The sequence below is a fragment of the Psychrobacter sp. P11G3 genome (genome assembly GCF_001435845.1).
Taxonomy (GTDB): domain Bacteria; phylum Pseudomonadota; class Gammaproteobacteria; order Pseudomonadales; family Moraxellaceae; genus Psychrobacter.
Genome location: NZ_CM003596.1, coordinates 1,593,083 through 1,612,880 on the forward strand (window position 1 = coordinate 1,593,083; position 19,798 = coordinate 1,612,880).

Sequence of the window (19,798 nt, forward strand, 5' to 3'; positions counted from 1 at the left end):
AAGTCATTCCATACCGTACAAGGATGTTTATGAGTACCCTAAAAAAACACAATACCGCCATTTTAGGCGCGGCTTTTCTGATGGCCACCTCAGCCGTAGGGCCAGGGTTTTTGACCCAAACCGCTACATTCACCGAAAGCCTAATGGCTAGTTTTGGTTTTGTTATTTTAATCTCTATTATTATGGATATTGGCGTTCAGCTTAACGTTTGGCGAGTCGTCGCTGTCTCCAAAAAACGTGCACAAGAAATTGCTAACTTGGTGTTTCCAGGGGTCGGCTATTTACTGGCTTTTCTGATTATCGCCGGTGGCCTTGCTTTCAATATCGGTAATATCGGCGGTGCCGGGCTTGGTATGCAGTCGATGTTCAACATATCACCTATTACAGGTGCGCTAATCAGCGGTGTAATTGCCGTTGCCATATTTTTAGGCCGAGAAACTGGGCCTATGATGGATAAATTCGCACAGTTGATGGGCTTTATTCTTATTGTGCTGATCATTTATGTAGTGTTCAAATCTGATCCACCTTTAGCAGAAGCGGTCAGCAAAACCATCATGCCAGATAAGATTGATGCCGTCGCTATCGTGACGCTCGTTGGTGGTACGGTTGGGGGTTATATTACTTTTTCAGGTGCGCATCGCTTATTAGAAGCAGGTGTGAGTGGAGAAGAGAACTTAGGTTCAGTGACCAGAAGCTCGGTTTCGGGTATTTTGATTGCCTCTGTGATTCGCGTGTTTTTATTCCTTGCAGTTTTAGGTGTGGTGTCTCAAGGGTTTGCATTAGATCCAGCCAACCCAGCTATGTCGCCTTTTGAATATATTTTAGGCAATGCAGGTAAAGTGATTTTCGGTATGGTGATTTGGGCGGCCTCTGTGACCTCAGTGATTGGTGCTGCTTATACCTCTGTGTCTTTTATGACCAACTTTCATCCGTTTATTGAGAAAAACAAACGATATTTCATTATGGGTTTTATCATTATCTCTACACTGGTGTTTGCCACTATCGGTAAACCTGCCCAAGTATTGGTATTGGTTGGTACGCTAAATGGTCTGGTGTTGCCTATCGCCATGGTCATCATTCTCATTGCAGCCTACAGAAAAAACATCGTTGGCAACTATAAGCACCCAGTTTGGATTGCGGTATTTGGTTGGTTGATCGCTATCGTCATGAGTGTTTTGAGCGTCATGACCATTGCCAAATATCTTGGTCTGAGTTAAAAATTACGTAAAGGAATATATGATGGATATCGAGCAAATAACGCGCGTGGTCAAGCTGGTTGAAAGCAGTCAGTTACATGAAGTCACGATTGCAAACAACGGCCAGTCTATTAAGGTAGTTAATAATTTAGGTGCGCAGAATAATGTGAGCGCTAATTCTATAGAGATCACGCCTACTCATGAGCCTGAACAGACTGGTAGTGATGTCTTGCAAGTAGGTGCCACTTACGTAGGGCAGGTCTACTTAAGTGAAGACGATGCAACAGACAACTTGGTCAAAGAAGGTGACCATATCCAAAAAGGTCAAACCGTTTGCTTCATTGATGAATTGACTCGTTTGCAGCCAGTGATTAGTAATAAAGAAGGTGTTGTCACGGCAGTTTTGGTTGAAAGTGGCCAGAACGTTGAATACGGACAGCCTATTTTCGAGTTAGCCCATCGTTAAAGACCGTTAACGTAGTTTTGATTAAATCAAAATATAAACCCTTTAAGCATCATCTGTCGCTTAAAGGGTTTTTTATGCGTTGAGGTTTAGTAGATCTATTTTTAATAATTAGCTTTTTGAATAACTTGTCTATTTTGAATAATTTGAATAATTTGAATAAATAGTTATCTAATATCGAAAACACGTCTTTATTTAGAACTTGTAGTTCACGCCCATGTAAAACGAGCGACCTGCACCAGGTACGGTAGTGCCCCAGTTGGATCCGGTAGTTAGCTCGTTATTGATACCCATGGTTCTGCCTTGACCCATATAAGACCCGCCCAGTGGCAATGCGTAGTTTTTGTCCAACACATTATCAATACCTGCCTCAACGCTAACCGCATCCCATTGATAGCCAGTGCTCAGGTTCAATAAACCGTCACCCGCTGTTTTAACCTCATTACGCGGCGTTGATACTTTATTTTTAGCGGCTACAGCAACCATTTCAACTTGGTTTTTCCAGTTATTGTTTTCATGATTGAGCGCAATGCTGGCATTGAGTGGCATGATATTGTAAAGATGAGAACCTGTATCTTTATTTTTGCCGTTGGTGTAGCTCAGTGATCCAGCCAGTCCCCAATCACCCCAAGCATTAGAGGGTAAGTCGCGGTCAGCTGTGATGTCGATACCGTATATTCTGGCATCTTGGTTGGTATAACGCATCACGTTATATTGGTCGCTGGTTTGAGTGGTTGCAGCGGTATTGTTTGCTGAATCCCACTGTACGGCATCAACGTAATCATCGATGTGCGAGTAATAAGGCGTTGCTTTTATGCCCCAGTTATCATCAGCACCGCGCCAGTCAAATGTCATGGATAGCGTATTGGATTTTTCAGGTTTTAGATCAGGATCACCGAAATAGCCATTACCATCACCCACAGTGTTATTCATGATAGAGGCCATGCCCCATGTCGACCATGTATAACGCTCGTATAGGCTAGGAGTGCGCTCTTTGTGTGAAGCCCCAAATTCGATAGAGCTGTTGTCGCTCATATCGTAGCGGGCAATGGCAGTGGCGTCGACATTATTGTCAGTGGTGCTACGGTCACTGGCATTAAAGATGGCGCTATCGCGGCCTTGGTTGGTCATCATCATTGAGTTATAACCACTGACCTCATCAGCACTGGTGCGTACGTTTTCGTAACGAGCACCCAACTGTGTGGTCCATTTTGGAGCTACTTGCTTTTCCCATTCACCATAGACACCAATGCGTGTACGTTGCCCGTTATTTATGTTTTCAAAATCATCAGGCCCCATCATACCAGTACCAGAGGCGGGCCATAAGTCATCGAGTGTATAGTCTTGATACTCAGCGCCTAGGGTCACCGTACTTTGGTCAGTTAAATCAACGATACCCTTAAGGTTAGCACCGATGGTTTCACTGTCAGTATACATCGGCATGCCAGCAGCGTTGCCATATAAGAACTGTTTGTCCTTACCAAAGTTCATATAGTGTTCGACGTCTTCATGGTAAGCCTGTGCTTCTAACTGACCCCAGTTTAACTCACCTTTATAGCGCAGGTTCACTCTGTCGAGCTGGTTGTCTAGCATGTCCATACGCTGGTTTGGATATAGCTCTTCTGGTACACGTTGCCATAGATAAGTACCTTGCAGCAGATGATCACCATTGTGATAAGCCACATCTACAGACTGAGTCTGGCTTTCAAAAGCAGTCGAGCCAACTTCATCTTTCGCCAAACTTTGACCGCTGCCACTTGCATCAGTATAAGTTTTAAAGTCACCACCAGCATCGTAGTTGTCTGACTTTGCATAGCTGCCTTTATACGACAGGCTTAGTACGTCATTAGCTATGTTGGTTTCAACGTTTGCGCCGTAGCCGTTGCCATTGCTGCGATAGAACGCACCAACTTCGCCTGAGGTAACGACATTACTGTCTTCTGAAAACGTTGGCTCTGCTGATTCAACGACGATGGTGCCACCAATACTATTGCCACCGACACTCACGGGTGTGACACCTGCATAAACAGTGGTTTCTTCAACCGCGCTCGGTGAGATATAAGATAAAGGTGAGTTCATGCTGTTTGGGCAAGAGGCGATTGAGTCTACACCATCTACCAAGATACGCAGACGGTTATCTGCCAAACCTCTAATTACTGGTAGGTTTGAGATGCCGCCAGCACTTTGCACATTGATACCTGGAATTTTGGTCAATATGGTTGCGGTATCGCTGGTTGCTGCTTGTTGGTGGTTGATATCATTTTGATGAAGTGTCGCAGAGGTACCGAGATTATTGGCTTCTGATGCGCCTGCCGTCACGGTAATAGCTGGCAGGTAAGCCATGGGCATATCGTCATGATTAGAATGGTCTTCACCGTTGTGCGCATATGCGCTACTGATTTGAAACAAGGCCGCTGCCAAAACACTAAGTTTTAGTGTAGCTGCCGTACTTTTTGATGGATGTTGCATAGTATGCTGTCCTGAAAACTTTGAAAAACACATGATAAAAGGGATTGTATTTTTGGGTATCAGTCACGGTCAGAGAGAATCAATAGTAATAACATCCGGCTGTACAGCGCTATATTTGGTCGTCGGTTATGCTCTCAACGTTTTATCGCCGAGCAAATTCCCAACCATTAAATAGGCTGCCGATATTATTGATAGTGACTGATTAAGCAATCAGGACAAATGGAGGAGCGCGGGAGAAGGGTCGTAAGAAGTCAGTTGCATAATAAAACTCTATCGTCGACGGTATCGTCGCTATGATAGTAGTGATTTCTATGGGCTGAAATTCAGGTGGTTCGATGATAAACGGAGTAATCACTGCTGACATGGAGGTACATATGTCACAGCTACCGTGTTGATGAGTGTTGGGTTTGGAGGTCGTTGTGTTGGTTACTGCTGATTGCGCTGCTGCCTCTGAGTGTGTCAGCATCGATGCATTTGCACGATGCTGCGAATGCATACTGTGATCATGAGAAGCAGATACAACAGGTGCAAGCTCAATACAGATGCCGTGACCCAAACTGGCGTTGTTACTCCATAAAGGGGTTAACAATGGAGTGGTATGTAACAGCCATGCGAAACATGCTAACAGCATAGCTGTCCACATCATTGCGGGTGATAGCAATGAATAGCGCCGTACAAAATTAAGATGCTTTGAGAGCATTATATAGTCATCGCATAAGTTTTGTGCGGAAGGTGTTGATATGAATCGAGTAGATATCGATACATTATAATAAGTTAACTTAACAAAACTTGTTAACAATACTATTGTAAGTCAATTGACTTGCCTCCTACAAGTGGCGTGCTCTTAAAACTATGCGAAAGTCTGTAATAGTGGGGCTAATTATTTACTTCATTGGCCGTGCCCAAGATCCTCTAAGATAGCGCAATCTGCATTATCATCGCCTGCGCAATGATCAAAAGAGTTCTGTAGCGATTCGACCATCTCCTGCAATTGCGCGATTTTTTGGTTTAACGTTTCGATATGCTCTTGTGTCAGTTGCTTAACATCTGCACTCTGACGATTGGCATTCTTGCGCAGATACAGTAACTCTTTCATTTGCTTGGATGAGAATCCCAAGTCACGAGAATGTCTTAAAAAGCATAGGTCGTCGATATCGTCTTTAGAATACAAGCGATAACCTGAGTTCGAGCGATTGACTGTTTCTAGCAAGCCAACCTGCTCATAGTAGCGAATCATTTTGGTAGAGATGCCTGATTGCTTTGATGCTTGACCAATATTCATATTTATCATCCTAGCCTAAAAAGGGACTTAAATAACAAAAGGGTTTAAATAACCTGTGTATTTAAACCCTATATTGATATCCTTTACGATTCTACATTCACTCTGTAGCGGTTTAGTAGTTCGCTGACTATGCTTTAAAGTACTTGAGGCGTAACGCATTACCCAATACGAAAACAGAAGAAAGTGCCATGGCGGCTGCCGCAAAAATGGGTGAGAGCAGGATACCAAAGGCGGGATACAAGACACCTGCGGCAATCGGAATCAAGGCGACATTATAAATAAACGCCCAAGCCAGATTTTGTCTGATATTGCTGATGGTGGCTTTACTCAAGGCAATCGCAGTAGGTACGCCTTGCAGACTACCTGACATTAGCACCACTTCAGCCGCCTCAATCGCCACGTCTGTGCCTGTACCAATGGCCAATCCAACATCGGATTGAGCCAATGCAGGGGCATCATTGATACCGTCACCAACAAATGCCACTCGGCCATATTGTTCTTGCAACTGGCGTATTGCATCCACTTTGCCTTCGGGCAACACTTCTGCTACTACCTGATCGATATTTAATGTTGCGGCAATCGCTTGGGCGGTATGGCGATTATCACCTGTAATCATGGCCACTTTTAAGCCTAACTGATGTAGTGCGGCAATGGCGGCATGAGTCGTCTCTTTAATAGGGTCGGCAACGGCAATGATAGCGGCCAATTGCTGATCAATAGATACATAGAGTGGGGTTTTGCCTTCTTGCCCCAAACGTAGCGCATCTTGTTCAAAAGGCGCAACATCAAGCGCCAATTGTTGCATGTAACGATCCGCCCCAATGTGGATCACTTGGCCTGCCACGTTTGCTTGAATACCCAAACCTGTCATCGCCTCAAAGTCAGTGATAGGAAGCAATTGAATATTCTGTTGTTCTGCAGCTTGAACAATGGCTAAGGCAATTGGATGCTCAGATTTTGCTTCAACCGATGCCACCACACGTAAGACTTGTTCTTTCTCAAATCCTTGTTGAACTTGAAAATCTGTCAACGTAGGTTTGCCTTCAGTCAATGTACCTGTTTTATCAACGGCCACTACGCTCACATCCTGAAGCATTTGTAGCGCTTCACCTTTACGGAATAGCACACCTAATTCTGCACCGCGACCTGTACCGACCATAATAGAGGTGGGAGTGGCCAATCCCATTGCACAAGGGCAGGCTACAATGAGAACGGCAACCGCATTGATTAAACCAAAGGTTAAGGCAGGGTCAGGGCCAAAAATCAACCAAACTATAAAGGTTAATGCTGATAGAAACATCACCGCTGGTACAAACCACATAGTGACTTTATCCACCAATGCTTGAATCGGTAATTTAGAGCCTTGGGCTTGTTCTACCATACGAATGATTTGTGCCAAAACAGAATCTTCACCGATGGCCGTTGCTCGAATATTCACGGTACCGTTTTGATTGATAGTACCGCCGACCACTTGATCGCCGGCTTGTTTTTTCACAGGAACAGGTTCACCCGTAATCATAGATTCATCAATATAACTGTGACCGTCAACGACTTCGCCATCGATAGGCACACGCTCGCCTGGACGAATCTCAACTATCATTTGTGCAGTGACGTTTTCTACAGGGACTTCAATGACTTTGCCATCTTGCTGTACACGGGCTGTTTTTGCCTGCATGCCTACTAAGTGCTGAATGGCCCCAGAAGTACGACCTTTAGCCTTTGCTTCAAAATAACGGCCTAATAATATCAAGCTCACAATCATGGCAGCGGCTTCGTAATAGACGTGCACCGTGCCTTCAGGTAACGCTTGCGGGATAAAGGTCGCTATGAGGGAAAAGCCATACGCTGCGATCGTACCAATCGCCACTAGCGAATTCATATCTGGCGCAAAACGCAATAAGGCTGGCACGCCTTTCTGATAAAAGGGTCGGCCTGGAAAGAGTAATACCAATGTGGTCAAAACAAACTGTATCAGCCAACTTTGCTGAGTGCCGAGGTTATTCACTACCCACATATGAAAGGCGGGAATCATATGCGAGCCCATTGCTAGAATGAATACGGGCAGTGACAACAGCGCAGAAAGTCCTAAATCTCGTTTAAGCTGATTTTGCTCCGAGGCTTTTTTATCTTGTCGATCACTTTGGTCTTGTTCTACCAGTTTGGCCTCGTAGCCCGCTTTTTTAACGGCCTCAATTAAGTCACTCGTGTGTATTTGAGCATCGCCTTTAATCCAAGCGCGTTCAGTCGCAAGGTTTACAGTAGCTTGTTGCACGCCAGCGACTTTGGCCAAGGATTTTTCTACTCGCCCAACACAAGAGGCACAACTCATGCCTTCAATGCTCAGCACTTCTTGATAAGTAGGGGCTTTAGTATTTTTTGTTTTCATAACAACCTCTGTCGTTTTTAATTCTGTTTTTAATCTTATTTTCAAATCTATAGCGACAGCATATAGGTTGACATTATGGTAAGGTCAAGCGTATTTCTTTGAATACTTTTAAACCCGTTTATAGTAGCGTCTTATATTTGGCGTTAAGCTTAAAATAGCTAAATTATGGTTTATTGTTGAAGGTATGGCGGCATTAATTATAAAATAGGGCAGGATAAATGACTGATAATAAGATAAACTGCCCAGCGAGCGCTGATAGGGTTCGATAACTCTCGATCAATTCACTGTATTTGGCTGCTAGCGAATAAAACAACAATAATAAGAAACGCTGCTAGCAATGACAGAGTACGCTGTCAATAGCAGGTGATATCAGCACCGTTGACACAAAATATTTATACAAGACCATTGATATTAAGGCACATCACTATGGAAGAAGTACCAAATACGATAGAACAAAGACCCGTATTCATGCCCAAAGTCAACAGTGACAATTTGGTAAAAACGGATATGGTTATGTTTGAGCGGCATGTGGGATTTGCGACCAGACAAAAGAAAAAATCCATCAATGACTTACAACAAGTCATTCGCAAAAAGTATGGATTTAAGAATGTGTTAGAGCTATCTAGTAAATCTGGTAATAAGCTAAGTTTTCCGCTAAGCCCGTTTAGCTTAAAAATTACCGATGAGCATGATGGCAATCCATATAGTGTCGAAAATGCTTTTCAAGCCAGTATGGTTTTTGAAGATGGTGGTCCTTATGCGGATTTGCTAACAGTAGCGCCAAGACAAGCCCGCAAAGATGAGCGATTGATGACCTCGGGCGAGCTCATTGGCTACAATTACTTTGGTATGGAATGGGGCGTAGAGCCGTTAACAACATTTTATGATTGGCTGTACGTGAATGCGCTCAAGCAAAACCCTCAGCTGCATGAGGAAGTAATTCAATATCAAGGGTTTACTGATATTACCTTTAATCCTAAAAAATCTATCCATAGTGCAGCGTATGCGTTGGCGCTGTTTGTGGCACTGCACAAACGAGAGTTGCTCGATAATGTGGAAGACCCAATGGCATTCTACGATTTATGCAATAATTTTAAAATCAGCAATACTGAGCACCTATTAGAAGAAGGTTGGATCTGATCGTCAAATCAGATCGCTTAAGTTTGCTTGAACCGAAAGCTACGATACATAATGTATCGTGGCTTTTTTATTTCTCTATATTTAGCCATTTTTAGCCCATTTAGATGACTATCGAGTGAATTGAAGACACGCCCTAGTAAACATACTTAAACATTATAGCCAATAGTTCTCTTGGACATAGGCGATACAGAGATCATAAAATGCTTGAGCTGGGGGAGAGATAGATTTATCAGCAAGTTTAAAGATACCGATTTGCCGGTTTAAAGAAGGGTCAACTAAATCTATCCAAACGAGTTCCGGCTCATTCGCAGGGAAGGCAAGCTTGGGTAAAGTAGTGATACCTAGATCATTACGCAATAAAGAAAACAGCGATGTGATGTTTTCTACCGTGTACCTTGCCCTGCGATTGAGCGCTTCGGCTGGCGTGTTTTCGAGTAATCTGCAAGTGCCATTATAAATAAACGGCTGCGCCATGAGTTGCTGCCATTTTAGCCCGTGCGATTGATTTAACTGGTTGTTTAGCTCATTACTTTGCAGACAGACCACGCCGATTGGGTCTGATATGAGTAAAGTAAAATCTATATTCGTTTGATCAATACTGGTGCAATTGCCTAGTGCCAAATCAATTTCTCCGGCTAACAATCGATTGGCCACACCGACAGAGTTATCATCTATCAGTACAATCTCAATGTCAGGATATTTTTTTGAGTATTCAACCAATACGCTAGGTAACAATTTAGTCACTAGCGACGGTACGCTTGCAATCCTAATCTTACCTTTTTCGCCGGACGCAGAGGCTTTTAAGTCATCTTCTAGCGCTTGATAAACGCTAATAAACTGCTCAATCTTTGGTAAGCAGGTTTCACCGAAAGGCGTGAGTAGAGCTTTGTTTCCTACTTCAAATAAACGCTGTCCCAAGGTTTTTTCTAATTCCTTTATCGAGGCTGACAAAGCAGCTTGCGAACGGTTAGCACGATCAGCCGCCGCACGAAACCCTCCTTCTTCCACGACAAATAAGAAATGACGCAATTGCTGTAGCTTCATATTCAGACCATTCAAAATTATTCTTTAATAATCTATCTTAAATGATAGATTAAATCTATCAAAATTCAAATTTAATTAGTTAGATTTATCGTTGCTAATTAAGTAGGATAAGTCATGTAGCAATTGGCAGTGATTAAATAAATTTCAGATCACTCACTGCTGAAACCACTTATCAAAGGACATGACAATATGATGACTCACTCAAACAAACAGGCCGTTAAAACCTCGCTTTATGTGTCTAAAGCACCGTTGGAGTGGGCCATCACTAATAACGGAACCTTGTACACCGCGCAGATTCCTATTGATGAAAATGGTGATGTGGTTGCAGGTGGTATTGAAACGCAAACTCGCCAAACACTAGACAATCTTAAGCACACGCTAGAATGTGCCAATGTTGGCATGGATGCAGTTCTACAGGTAATGATCTACGTAACCGATCGCGACCATCTAAAAACTGTCAATCAAGTCTATGCCGAATATTTTGAAGCACCTTATCCAAATCGGGCAGCACTGGTAATAGCTGGACTGGCTCGTGAAGAGATGCTGGTTGAGCTGGTCGTATATGCCGCTGTGCCCTAAACTCTAAATGTACTCTAGTCAATAAATAAAATATTTAATACTTTATCAAGGAAGCACTTATGTCAGCCCACACCGCCCAACAGATATTGCAACAAGACCCAACCAAATCACTTTACATCAATGGTGAATGGCAGGCAGGCGTAAATACCGTCGCCAATATTAACCCATCTGATATCACTGACACTATCGGTGAGTTCGCACAAGCGAGTAGCGATCAAGTCAAAGATGCCATCGCAGCAGCGCGTCAAGCCCAGCCAAAGTGGGAAGCGACTCCTTTAGAAAAAAAACAGTCTATCCTACAAGCGATTGGCGATGAAATGATTGCTCGCTGTGATGAGTTAGGTACGCTGTTGTCTCTGGAAGAAGGCAAGCCATTCGCAGAGGGTCGTGGTGAGATTTATCGTGCAGGTCAGTTCTTTCATTACTATGCGGCGGAAGTATTGCGCCAAATGGGTGATACGGCTGATTCAGTGCGTCCTGGTGTCAAAGTTGAAGTTACCCGTGAAGCAGTCGGTGTGGTCGCGATTATCTCACCTTGGAACTTCCCAACGGCGACCGCTGTATGGAAAATCGCGCCAGCTTTGGCCTTTGGCAACACTGTCATTTGGAAGCCTGCAAATTTAACACCAGCCAGCGCGGTCGCATTGGCTGAAATCATCCATCGTCAAGGTATGCCAGAAGGTACGTTTAACCTGCTATTGGGTGGCGGATCGTCAGTCGGTGATGCGCTCATCAATTCTACAGACATCGACGCGGTTAGCTTTACGGGCTCTGTACCAACAGGTCGCAAAGTTGCTGCTGCGACGGCACCAAACTTTATCCGTTGTCAGCTTGAGATGGGCAGCAAAAACGCCTTGGTCATCGCTGACGATGCCGACTTGCAAGTTGCTATCGATGCAGCAGTGGCTGGTGCGTTTGGCGGTTCGGGGCAGAAATGTACGGCTTCTTCACGTCTCATTGTGATGGACGGTATTCATGATGCGTTTGTAGAGGGTGTGATTGCCAAAATGAAAACCTTGAAGGTTGGCCATGCGCTTGAAGACGATATTTTTATGGGGCCTGTCGTCGATGACAAGCAGCTGGCATCAAACATGGACTGGATCGAAAAAGCCAAGCAGTCTGGTGCCAATTTAGCCTTTGGTGGTGAGCGTTTAGAGATGCCGCATGACGGCTACTATATGTCGCCTACGTTGTTTACTGAGACGGATAACAGCTGGGATATCAACCAAGAAGAAGTGTTTGCCCCGCTGGCGTGTGTCTTGCGTGTCAAAAATCTAGAAGAGGCGATTGCGATGACCAATGATACGCGATTTGGTCTGACGGGCGGCATCATCACCCAGAGCTTACGTAGCAGTGCAATGTTCAAAGAGCAAGTACAAGCAGGCTGCGTCATGGTCAATCTGGCAACTGCGGGTACTGACTATCACGTGCCATTTGGTGGTCGTAAACAGTCAAGCTTTGGCCCGCGTGAGCAAGGTCAATATGCCAAAGAGTTCTATACCATCGTCAAGACCGCTTATCAAAAAGCGTACTAGGGATGTCTTAACAAGAATGCTCGTCGCTATCTGAACGATGCTGTACCAAAAGGTACTTACTTGCTAAAGATAGCGGCTATCGATAAAAGTATTAAAAGGAATTGATATGTACCAAGACCATATCGTTATTGATGGATTACAGTATAGCCATTGGGATCGTGACTACTTTAAGATGCTACAAGCCAGTGGTATCAATGCAGTACACGCAACCTTGGTCTATCACGAAGACGCTCGCCAAACTATGACCCGCTTTAGCGAATGGCATGCACGCTTTGAGCAAAACTCAGATCTTATATTACCCGTGTACTCAGTGGCTGATATTAAAACGGCAAAAGAGCAAGGTAAAGTTGGCATCTTTTTTGGCGCGCAGAACTGCTCACCAATCGACGATGAAATTGGTTTGATTAGCGTGATGCGTCGTCTGGGTCTATTGATCATGCAGTTGACTTACAATAACCAGAGCTTACTAGCGACAGGGTGTTATGAGAAAAATGACAGTGGCATCACCCGATTTGGTCAGCAAGCCATCGCTGAGATGAATCGTGTTGGTATGATTATTGACATGTCACACAGCGCTGAGCGTTCAACGCTTGAGGCAATAGAAGTGTCATCGCGTCCGATATGTATCAGCCATGCTAATCCAACGACGGCTCATGATGCACTGCGTAATAAATCGGACACGGTCATTAGTGCCTTGACTCAAGCAGGCGGGTTGTTAGGGTTTAGCTTATACCCGTTTCATTTGCCAAATGGTAGCGCATGTACGCTTGATGACTTCTGCACCATGATTGCCAATTGCGCTGATAAGTATGGTGTGGAGCATTTAGCGATTGGCAGTGATTTATGTCTCAATCAACCACAAGCTGTACTTGAGTGGATGCGTAATGGTCGCTGGTCAAAAGCGATGGACTATGGCGAAGGCAATGCCAGTAATTCAGGTTGGCCAGATACTTTGCCATGGTTCGCTGGCAAAGACGGTATGGAAAATATCTATAACGGTCTGCTAAAGCACGGTTTTAACGAAAGTGATGCTGGAAAAGTCATCGGTCAAAACTGGTTCGATTTTTTAGAGCAAGGATTAAAGCCTTTGGCTTAACTAGCTATTTAAAGAGTCATTTTAGTCAATGGTTGCTCGAAATCGCTATAAGACGACAGTCGTGTTATAGCGTATATCTGTTTGAAGTAGGTAATTTTAAATTAGATAGGTATGTATAGTGAGGTTGTTTTATCGCACCCTCATTGCTACCACTCTGATCTAAAACGCAACGTTAGCATAGTATATGGAGCCACATCATGGCCGATTTAAAGGGATTTAATCAAAGTGAGCAAGGACGCTCAACTCCTGTTAATCAAGGAGTAAGTGAGTCCGAAGCCGCCACTATTTCTACCGACACATTAGGCCTTAAAAACCCCGCATTTTGGTACAGTGGCGGATTCATTGTAGCCTTTGTTTTGATGGCTATTTTTGCAGAAGCGCGCTTAGCAAAAATAGTCGAAGTGGGCTTCGCGTGGTCCGTCAAAATATTTGGACCTTTTTGGCAGATTTTGCTACTAGCTACTTTTGTCATTGCTTTAGCCGTCGGTGCTGGTCGTACAGGACGTGTGATTTTAGGCAATTTACCCGTACCTGAGATAGACAGTTTCAAATGGATGGCCATTCTTTTCTGCACACTATTGGCTGGTGGTGGTGTTTTTTGGGCTGCCGCCGAGCCCATCGCGCATTTTGTGTCAGCACCGCCTTTATACGGTGAGTCAGCCGATCTACAGCAGCGCGCTTTTAACGCCTTATCTCAATCATTTATGCATTGGGGGTTTTTGGCGTGGGCCATCGTTGGCAGTTTGACTGCGATTGTGATTATGCATTTGCACTATGACAAAGGCTTACCATTGAAGCCGCGTACGTTACTGTATCCAGTATTTGGTGAGCGTGTGCTGACCGGTCAAACAGGCGCAATCATCGATGCTTGCTGTATCGTGGCGGTTGCTGCCGGTACTATCGGTCCTATTGGTTTTTTAGGCTTGCAAACCAGCTATGCGCTGAATGAATTGTTCGGTATTCCCGATACGTTCACCACTCAGCTCATTATCATTGTCTTTGCTATCGCGCTCTATACGTTGTCTGCGATCAGTGGCCTGACACGCGGTATGCAGCTACTTAGCCGCTTTAACGTTATGTTGGCGTTTGCACTGATGGTCTTTATCTTACTCTTCGGACCGACCAATTTTATTATCAATGGTTATATCCAAGGTGTGGGTACGATGATTGACAACTTCGTTCCAATGGCGACCTTTCGCGGTGATGAAGGTTGGCTGAGCTGGTGGACGGTATTCTTTTGGGGTTGGTTCTTGGGTTATGGCCCGATGATGGCGATATTTATTGCTCGTATTTCACGTGGCCGTACTATTCGTCAATTGATTACCACCGTCTGTATTATTGCGCCGCTTGTGACGTGCTTTTGGTTCACCGTCGTTGGCGGCTCTGGTCTGGCTTTTGAGATTGCCAATCCAGGTAGTGTGAGTAGTGCCTTTGAGGGTTTTAACTTGCCAGGTGCGCTATTAGCCGTCACGCAGCAACTGCCATTTCCTTTGATCACCTCGATATTGTTCTTAATCTTAACCACGGTATTTATCGTTACCACGGGCGATTCGATGACTTATACCATCAGCGTGGTCATCAGTGGCGAGCGTGAACCAAACGCCATGATTCGTACCTTTTGGGGCATCATGATGGGTGTGACGGCGATTGTTTTAATCTCGCTTGGCTCAGGTGGCGTGACAGCATTGCAGTCCTTTATCGTCATTACGGCAGTGCCAGTTTCTTTCGTCCTGCTGCCTTCATTATGGAATGGTCCACAAATCGCACAAAAAATGGCACGAGAGCAAGACTTATATCGTCCTAACAAAGTAGAGGTAAGACACAAAATTAGTGAAGAGAAGCTCGCTAAAGTTGCTACAGAAAAGAAAATCTCTGCAGAAAAAAGCTTATAAAGAAGCATGACATAAAAAACTGTGTGATGTTCTAGGGCGTGTCCTCATTTTAAAAATGGTGATAAAAATGAGATAAATTGCCGTCAAACAAGGAAAATAGCGCAAATAATATCGAGATATTAGTCAGCTATTTGACGATGATTGGCAAAATTTAGCTGTTTTTAGCCCATTTAGAGGACACTCGTTTGAATTGAGGACACGCCCTAGATTATTAAACGGTAAATACTAAACTAGCCTCTATCTATACCGCTGATTTCTTATTTACCGATAGATATTATCATTGAGACTAGGGCGTGTTTGACATTCATAAATAGGCACTGCTGATTGCTAAAACTGTTCCAGACAAGGCGTAAAACGATGGTAATGCTCGTGCCTTAACGAGATTTACAACGCAGTATGGAACAGTTTTAGCATCAGCTCGAAGAGACAGGACTCTTTTTTGCCACTTCATTGTTAAAAATACATGCTTAGAATGATTAAGCTTACTATTTTCAACGTCGAATTGTCTAAAAAATAGTCTCTGTCAGTGCCATGGTCGAATATCAAACACGCCCTGTTAACGAAGCTGCTGGCTCGATATATTAGGTAAGGTAGTGAAATTATGAATATGGTTTATACAAATAATGCAAATAATAAAAGTATCGATGTCAAACCGCCTTCACTGGGTACAGGTTTTCGTACTCGTGATGTGATTATGGATGCCCAAAGATTGGGTGCGATGCATCAAACCCGTATTAGCTTTGTGCGTACATTACTACGCAAGATTGATAAAGAAAAATGGACGCTCAGTACTCATTTGTGGGATTTAGATGAGAATGGTTATGGCAAAGTTATCTATCGTCTACATACGCCAGAGCATCTATATCATCTGGTGGTGTTCTGCAACGAGCTAGCTGATGAAGAACGTAACGATAGAGTCATTGCCCAAAAGTGGGATGTGACATTTGGTCTGGTGTTTGGCGAGATAAGCGGAGAGTTACTAGATAACTTACAAGCCAATGTGCCGTTGCAAGAAGCAGGTCGCAACTCTAATATGTTGATGGTGCTGGCACGTGCAAATAAGAGCGTACGAGTCTTTGATCATATTGTGAGCTCACTCGCTGCCGGTCAGCAACCAGATTTGGATGTGTTGGCGCAAGTGGGTTATATCTTGCGTACCACGGCGGTCTATGGCAATGGTAAATTTGGTATTTATGATTTTAAACCGTTAGACCATAGCGCAGACTTTGACCAATCGTTTCGCGCGCAGATGTGTGCCGTGTATTTGCTGCGTGAGTTTAGTCTAGACTGGGTCGATTATTTGGCGCAGAAAAAGGGCAGTAGTAAAGCGGTTGCACTGCATCCAGAGATTAAGCGTTATTTGGGGATTGGTAATGCCACTGGTTTGGGTATGGCGCCGTATTTGATTAATCATCCTTGCGTGGTTGATCAATGGCTGACCACCCGTGAGGAAGCACTGCAAGCGACATTGACTTGTCAGATTGAACCCAAAGAAACGGCGCATTTTGCCAGTTTAATCAAACGTGCTATTCAGCATTTTGGCGAGATTGTCACCATCAATGAGCAGCAAATAAAGCTCAATGAAACGGTCGTCACAGAATTAATGGTACTACAAAACAATTTGATGACTACCATCAATCACTATGTGACATGGGCGGAGTTCTTGCAAGCGCACCATGATTTGAGTCTTGAGAGCCAAGAGGTCATCATTTCTTGCTTGATGGAGCTATATCCTGAGCGTGTTGATGCGTTTCAAGAGAAAATAAATGCCGATGAAAGCTTGTCGCTACCGAAGGGTAAGGTAATTCAAGATTTGATTGATGTACTGGAGCGCCACTATCAATGGGCGATTAATATTGATTTTAGCCAGCCTGAGAATAGTCATTGGTTTTGGTATCGTTCGGTGGATAAAGAAGAGCCACGCCTAGGTGTGCGCGGGCAAGAGATGGGCGCAGATCGTGAGCTTGCACTAGACATCGCAAGGCAAGCAAACAAGCTGTACTTCGCGCTTAAACAAGTCAACGCTCAACAACTGATATCTGAGTTTATTTTAAACCAACCAAAGTACCGCTCAATTGCGCGCCGTGTTTGGACAATGGGGCATAAGCAACTGGGTGATATTCAGATGAATGTCTTACACAAAGACGCGTTACCTATGCATCTGTTACGGTGTAAATTGTCGATGTTTGGTGCGACCAAGTTTGATCCGAGATCAGATCGCTGGGTCAGAATCACCTTGTTCCAAGGCGCACCTTTATTTGCAGAAGTGCATAGTGATGAATGGCTGTTTCCTCTATTACCCGATTTGTCGACAGAGCAGGGAGGTTTGACTCATGATCGTATCGCATAATGAAATCGTAGCAATGGTGTACAAAGCCTTTACTGGGATGCATCGAGAAGTTGGAGAAGCTGATGTAATCGCTACGATGGTTGCTGAATTGCAGATGGCAGGCTTGGATGGTGTCAGACACTTTAACAATGCCAGCCCTTATATTTTAACCGAGAGCGATACGCCAATTGATATCATCGATCAAAATGCTAAGGCAATGCATTTAGATTTGCACGGTAGTAGCTTGGCTTGCCATTTGCCGACGATCATCGATTACGCTCTTGAAAAAATGGGTGATTCAGCACATTTTTATATTTACTTGCAGAACTGTCATAACCGCTGGCTGGCTTATAGCGAGCTGGTAGGGCTGGCGGCCAAAGGCTATGCCTGTTTGGCTAAATGGGATAATGGCTCGGTGCCCAAGCATACGTTATTTACGTTGAATCAAGGGTTTGTCTATCCTGACCTTTACTTTTTTGACAAGGCACAGTCAAATTACAATACCAATGATATGGTTATTGAGATTGCGACTCAAAACTTCGATATCGAACATGATATCCAGCATTTCGATCGTAAAATATCGACAGACGAGCTGTTTGAAACCCATCAGCGCGCATGGAAAGAAGGCATCTATGTCGATGATGAACAGTGGGCGATACTCAAAAAAACGGCAGCGGCCATATTGGTTGAAAATAGTGAAGCATCCAGTCGCGGCGCGGGCGGAGTATAAAACCAAACCTGTTAATTACGTGAATTATGTTACGAAACAGATTTTTGTATGGTGAGTAATTAGTCGTTTGGTGCGTACGCTATATTCTCATCCCAATATGGCGGCGTGCCATAGTAGTTGGTCATAAAGTCGATAAAGCATCTGACTTTGTGAGGTAGTAGTTTTCTATGGGCGTAGACAGCATACAAGCCTAAAGGGCTAGGTTCATATTCTGGCAACACTACGACCAACTTGCCAGTACTTAATGCTTCGCTAGCAATGAAAGTCGGCTGTAATATCAATCCTCCGCCTGCAATAGCTGCTTCAACGAGTACGTCGCCATTATTACTATGAAAAACGCTACGTTCTTTGAATTGTTTGGTTTTTAGGTATTTGTAGATTTGACCCTTAGTTTCGACATTCATATAGCTATAATGCAAATAGCGATGCGACTCTAAATCCTCAAGTTGCTTAGGTGTGCCATGAGCTTTGAGGTACTCGGGTGAGGCGCATAACACTACACGAATCGGAGCAATCTGCTTGGCGATAAGCGACGAGCTTTGGAGCTGTCCGATACGCAGGGCAATATCAAAGCCTTCTTCAACGATATCTACTTTTCGATCACTCAACTGCAGATCAACGGTAACTGACGGATAGCGCTCCTGAAAATCAGTGATGAGCTTTGCCATATGCTTTAAGGCAAAGGAGACGGGCGCACTGATTCGCAAGACGCCTTTAGGATGCTGCTGTAAGCCGCCTAACTGCGATGCCATTTCATCAATACTCAATAAAATCTGCTGCGCGTGCGTAAAGTATTGACTGCCAGCTTCTGTCAGGCTGACTTTGCGTGTAGTACGGTTGAGCAGGCGAGTATGTAGTTCCTCCTCTAGCTTTGCTACATATTTGCTTACTAGCTGCGGCGAGAGCTGCATCGTAATAGCCGCTTTGCTAAAGCTGCCTTCTGTCACTACCGCGACGAAAGCGCGCATGGCATCGATTCTATCCATATTTATACCTATATTTCTCTCGATATCAAATCCATTATAAACAGTATGTTGATAATTATTCAATATAACTGAGCTTACTCTTTTATAGCGTTGATAGTAAAGTGTGCCTATATCATTTTCGACACTATTTATTCTAATCATACGTTATGGAGTGAGCATCAATGAAATCATCACTATTAAATACTATTTTGACATCAAAAGCTGGAGCAGCGGCCTTAGTGCTTCGTGTACCCGTTGGCCTGATTTTAGCAGCTCATGGCGCCCAAAAATTATTTGGTTGGTTTGATGGTAATGGGCTAGCAGGTACGGCTCAATGGTTAAGCAGTATGGGTATGGAGCCGGGTTACTTGATGGCGATACTAGCAGGCGGTGCTGAGTTCTTCGGTGGTCTAGCTCTGGTATTAGGTCTGCTAACCAGACCAGCTGCTTTAGCCGCAGCCTTTACCATGTTGGTGGCTATTTTTTCTGTCCATATTAGCAATGGGCTATTTGCTGATAATGGCGGTTATGAATACGCATTAACCTTGATGGTGGCTACGCTTGCCCTAGCTATTCAAGGTGGCGGCTCCCTCAGTATGGATAAGGTATTATCAGAAAAAGTAGGATAGGTTTTATAGTTGTAAATGGGGTCATTCAATTTTAGTGAACAAAGCCATTTAATAAGAGCCATT

The 19,798-nt window shown here is 44.1% G+C and carries 15 protein-coding genes and 1 pseudogene; 10 read left to right on the forward strand and 6 right to left on the reverse strand.

The window, feature by feature from the left end:
* Positions 1-29 precede the first annotated feature (29 nt).
* Both AK824_RS06520 and AK824_RS06525 read left to right on the forward strand, forming a co-directional pair.
* Positions 30-1,217, forward strand: coding sequence for an NRAMP family divalent metal transporter (locus tag AK824_RS06520; protein ID WP_057760015.1), 1,188 nt, complete (start codon positions 30-32; stop codon positions 1,215-1,217).
* Between the two features lie 19 nt (positions 1,218-1,236).
* Positions 1,237-1,662: an acetyl-CoA carboxylase biotin carboxyl carrier protein gene (locus AK824_RS06525; RefSeq protein ID WP_227511217.1), complete on the forward strand. Its 426-nt coding sequence runs from the start codon at positions 1,237-1,239 to the stop codon at positions 1,660-1,662.
* A gap of 192 nt (positions 1,663-1,854) precedes the next feature.
* Here the strand turns inward: AK824_RS06525 and AK824_RS06530 are convergent, their stop codons facing one another.
* The 4 genes and pseudogenes from AK824_RS06530 to AK824_RS06545 form a co-directional block, all read right to left on the reverse strand.
* Entirely contained in the window at positions 1,855-4,128 is a 2,274-nt protein-coding gene (locus tag AK824_RS06530) for a TonB-dependent receptor (RefSeq protein WP_082624592.1), read from the reverse strand.
* Positions 4,129-4,330: 202 nt separating this feature from the next.
* Positions 4,331-4,828 (reverse strand): DUF2946 family protein, encoded by a 498-nt coding sequence (locus AK824_RS06535; RefSeq protein WP_156410692.1) that lies wholly within the window; start codon positions 4,826-4,828, stop codon positions 4,331-4,333.
* Between the two features lie 189 nt (positions 4,829-5,017).
* The gene (gene cueR, locus AK824_RS06540) at positions 5,018-5,410 is read right to left on the reverse strand and encodes a Cu(I)-responsive transcriptional regulator (RefSeq protein WP_057760020.1); all 393 of its coding nucleotides are present in this window, start codon (positions 5,408-5,410) and stop codon (positions 5,018-5,020) included.
* Between the two features lie 127 nt (positions 5,411-5,537).
* Positions 5,538-7,754, reverse strand: a pseudogene (locus tag AK824_RS06545) (heavy metal translocating P-type ATPase); the annotation flags it as partial.
* Positions 7,755-8,222: 468 nt separating this feature from the next.
* Between AK824_RS06545 and AK824_RS06550 the strand changes: the two are divergent.
* On the forward strand, positions 8,223-8,936 hold the full coding sequence (locus AK824_RS06550; protein ID WP_057760022.1) for a DarT1-associated NADAR antitoxin family protein: 714 nt from the start codon (positions 8,223-8,225) through the stop codon (positions 8,934-8,936).
* Between the two features lie 153 nt (positions 8,937-9,089).
* On the opposite strand, the gene AK824_RS06555 is transcribed toward AK824_RS06550, so the two are convergent.
* Positions 9,090-9,980 (reverse strand): LysR family transcriptional regulator, encoded by an 891-nt coding sequence (locus AK824_RS06555; protein WP_057760024.1) that lies wholly within the window; start codon positions 9,978-9,980, stop codon positions 9,090-9,092.
* A 189-nt stretch (positions 9,981-10,169) separates the two neighbouring features.
* On the opposite strand from AK824_RS06555, the gene AK824_RS06560 reads away from it, so the two are divergent.
* The 6 genes from AK824_RS06560 (at position 10,170) to AK824_RS06585 (ending at position 18,141) form a co-directional block, all read left to right on the forward strand.
* Positions 10,170-10,559 (forward strand): RidA family protein, encoded by a 390-nt coding sequence (locus AK824_RS06560; protein ID WP_057760026.1) that lies wholly within the window; start codon positions 10,170-10,172, stop codon positions 10,557-10,559.
* Between the two features lie 59 nt (positions 10,560-10,618).
* Positions 10,619-12,094, forward strand: a complete 1,476-nt coding sequence (locus AK824_RS06565) for an aldehyde dehydrogenase family protein (RefSeq protein WP_057760028.1) — start codon at positions 10,619-10,621, stop codon at positions 12,092-12,094.
* A 106-nt stretch (positions 12,095-12,200) separates the two neighbouring features.
* Entirely contained in the window at positions 12,201-13,190 is a 990-nt protein-coding gene (locus tag AK824_RS06570; RefSeq protein ID WP_057760030.1) for a membrane dipeptidase, read from the forward strand.
* Between the two features lie 197 nt (positions 13,191-13,387).
* Positions 13,388-15,082 (forward strand): BCCT family transporter, encoded by a 1,695-nt coding sequence (locus AK824_RS06575; RefSeq protein WP_057760032.1) that lies wholly within the window; start codon positions 13,388-13,390, stop codon positions 15,080-15,082.
* A gap of 601 nt (positions 15,083-15,683) precedes the next feature.
* Positions 15,684-17,432: a hypothetical protein gene (locus tag AK824_RS06580; RefSeq protein WP_264753503.1), complete on the forward strand. Its 1,749-nt coding sequence runs from the start codon at positions 15,684-15,686 to the stop codon at positions 17,430-17,432.
* Complete coding sequence (locus AK824_RS06585) at positions 17,416-18,141, forward strand: DUF3726 domain-containing protein (protein ID WP_057760033.1); 726 nt, start codon at positions 17,416-17,418, stop codon at positions 18,139-18,141. Before AK824_RS06580 ends, AK824_RS06585 begins: the two co-directional genes overlap by 17 nt.
* Before the next feature lie 59 nt (positions 18,142-18,200).
* Here AK824_RS06585 and AK824_RS06590 read toward each other — a convergent pair whose 3' ends face one another.
* On the reverse strand, positions 18,201-19,127 hold the full coding sequence (locus AK824_RS06590) for a LysR family transcriptional regulator (protein WP_057760036.1): 927 nt from the start codon (positions 19,125-19,127) through the stop codon (positions 18,201-18,203).
* A gap of 161 nt (positions 19,128-19,288) precedes the next feature.
* Here AK824_RS06590 and AK824_RS06595 point away from each other — a divergent pair, with 161 nt between their 5' ends.
* On the forward strand, positions 19,289-19,735 hold the full coding sequence (locus AK824_RS06595; RefSeq protein ID WP_057760038.1) for a DoxX family protein: 447 nt from the start codon (positions 19,289-19,291) through the stop codon (positions 19,733-19,735).
* Positions 19,736-19,798: the final 63 nt, after the last annotated feature.

Coding starts and splice junctions, on each gene's coding strand:
- AK824_RS06520 (WP_057760015.1), top strand. CDS start 30: ATGAGTACCCTAAAAAAACACAATACCGCCATTTTAGGCGCGGCTTTT.
- AK824_RS06525 (WP_227511217.1), top strand. CDS start 1,237: ATGATGGATATCGAGCAAATAACGCGCGTGGTCAAGCTGGTTGAAAGC.
- AK824_RS06530 (WP_082624592.1), bottom strand. CDS start 4,128: ATGCAACATCCATCAAAAAGTACGGCAGCTACACTAAAACTTAGTGTT.
- AK824_RS06535 (WP_156410692.1), bottom strand. CDS start 4,828: ATGCTCTCAAAGCATCTTAATTTTGTACGGCGCTATTCATTGCTATCA.
- cueR (WP_057760020.1), bottom strand. CDS start 5,410: ATGAATATTGGTCAAGCATCAAAGCAATCAGGCATCTCTACCAAAATG.
- AK824_RS06550 (WP_057760022.1), top strand. CDS start 8,223: ATGGAAGAAGTACCAAATACGATAGAACAAAGACCCGTATTCATGCCC.
- AK824_RS06555 (WP_057760024.1), bottom strand. CDS start 9,980: ATGAAGCTACAGCAATTGCGTCATTTCTTATTTGTCGTGGAAGAAGGA.
- AK824_RS06560 (WP_057760026.1), top strand. CDS start 10,170: ATGATGACTCACTCAAACAAACAGGCCGTTAAAACCTCGCTTTATGTG.
- AK824_RS06565 (WP_057760028.1), top strand. CDS start 10,619: ATGTCAGCCCACACCGCCCAACAGATATTGCAACAAGACCCAACCAAA.
- AK824_RS06570 (WP_057760030.1), top strand. CDS start 12,201: ATGTACCAAGACCATATCGTTATTGATGGATTACAGTATAGCCATTGG.
- AK824_RS06575 (WP_057760032.1), top strand. CDS start 13,388: ATGGCCGATTTAAAGGGATTTAATCAAAGTGAGCAAGGACGCTCAACT.
- AK824_RS06580 (WP_264753503.1), top strand. CDS start 15,684: ATGAATATGGTTTATACAAATAATGCAAATAATAAAAGTATCGATGTC.
- AK824_RS06585 (WP_057760033.1), top strand. CDS start 17,416: ATGATCGTATCGCATAATGAAATCGTAGCAATGGTGTACAAAGCCTTT.
- AK824_RS06590 (WP_057760036.1), bottom strand. CDS start 19,127: ATGGATAGAATCGATGCCATGCGCGCTTTCGTCGCGGTAGTGACAGAA.
- AK824_RS06595 (WP_057760038.1), top strand. CDS start 19,289: ATGAAATCATCACTATTAAATACTATTTTGACATCAAAAGCTGGAGCA.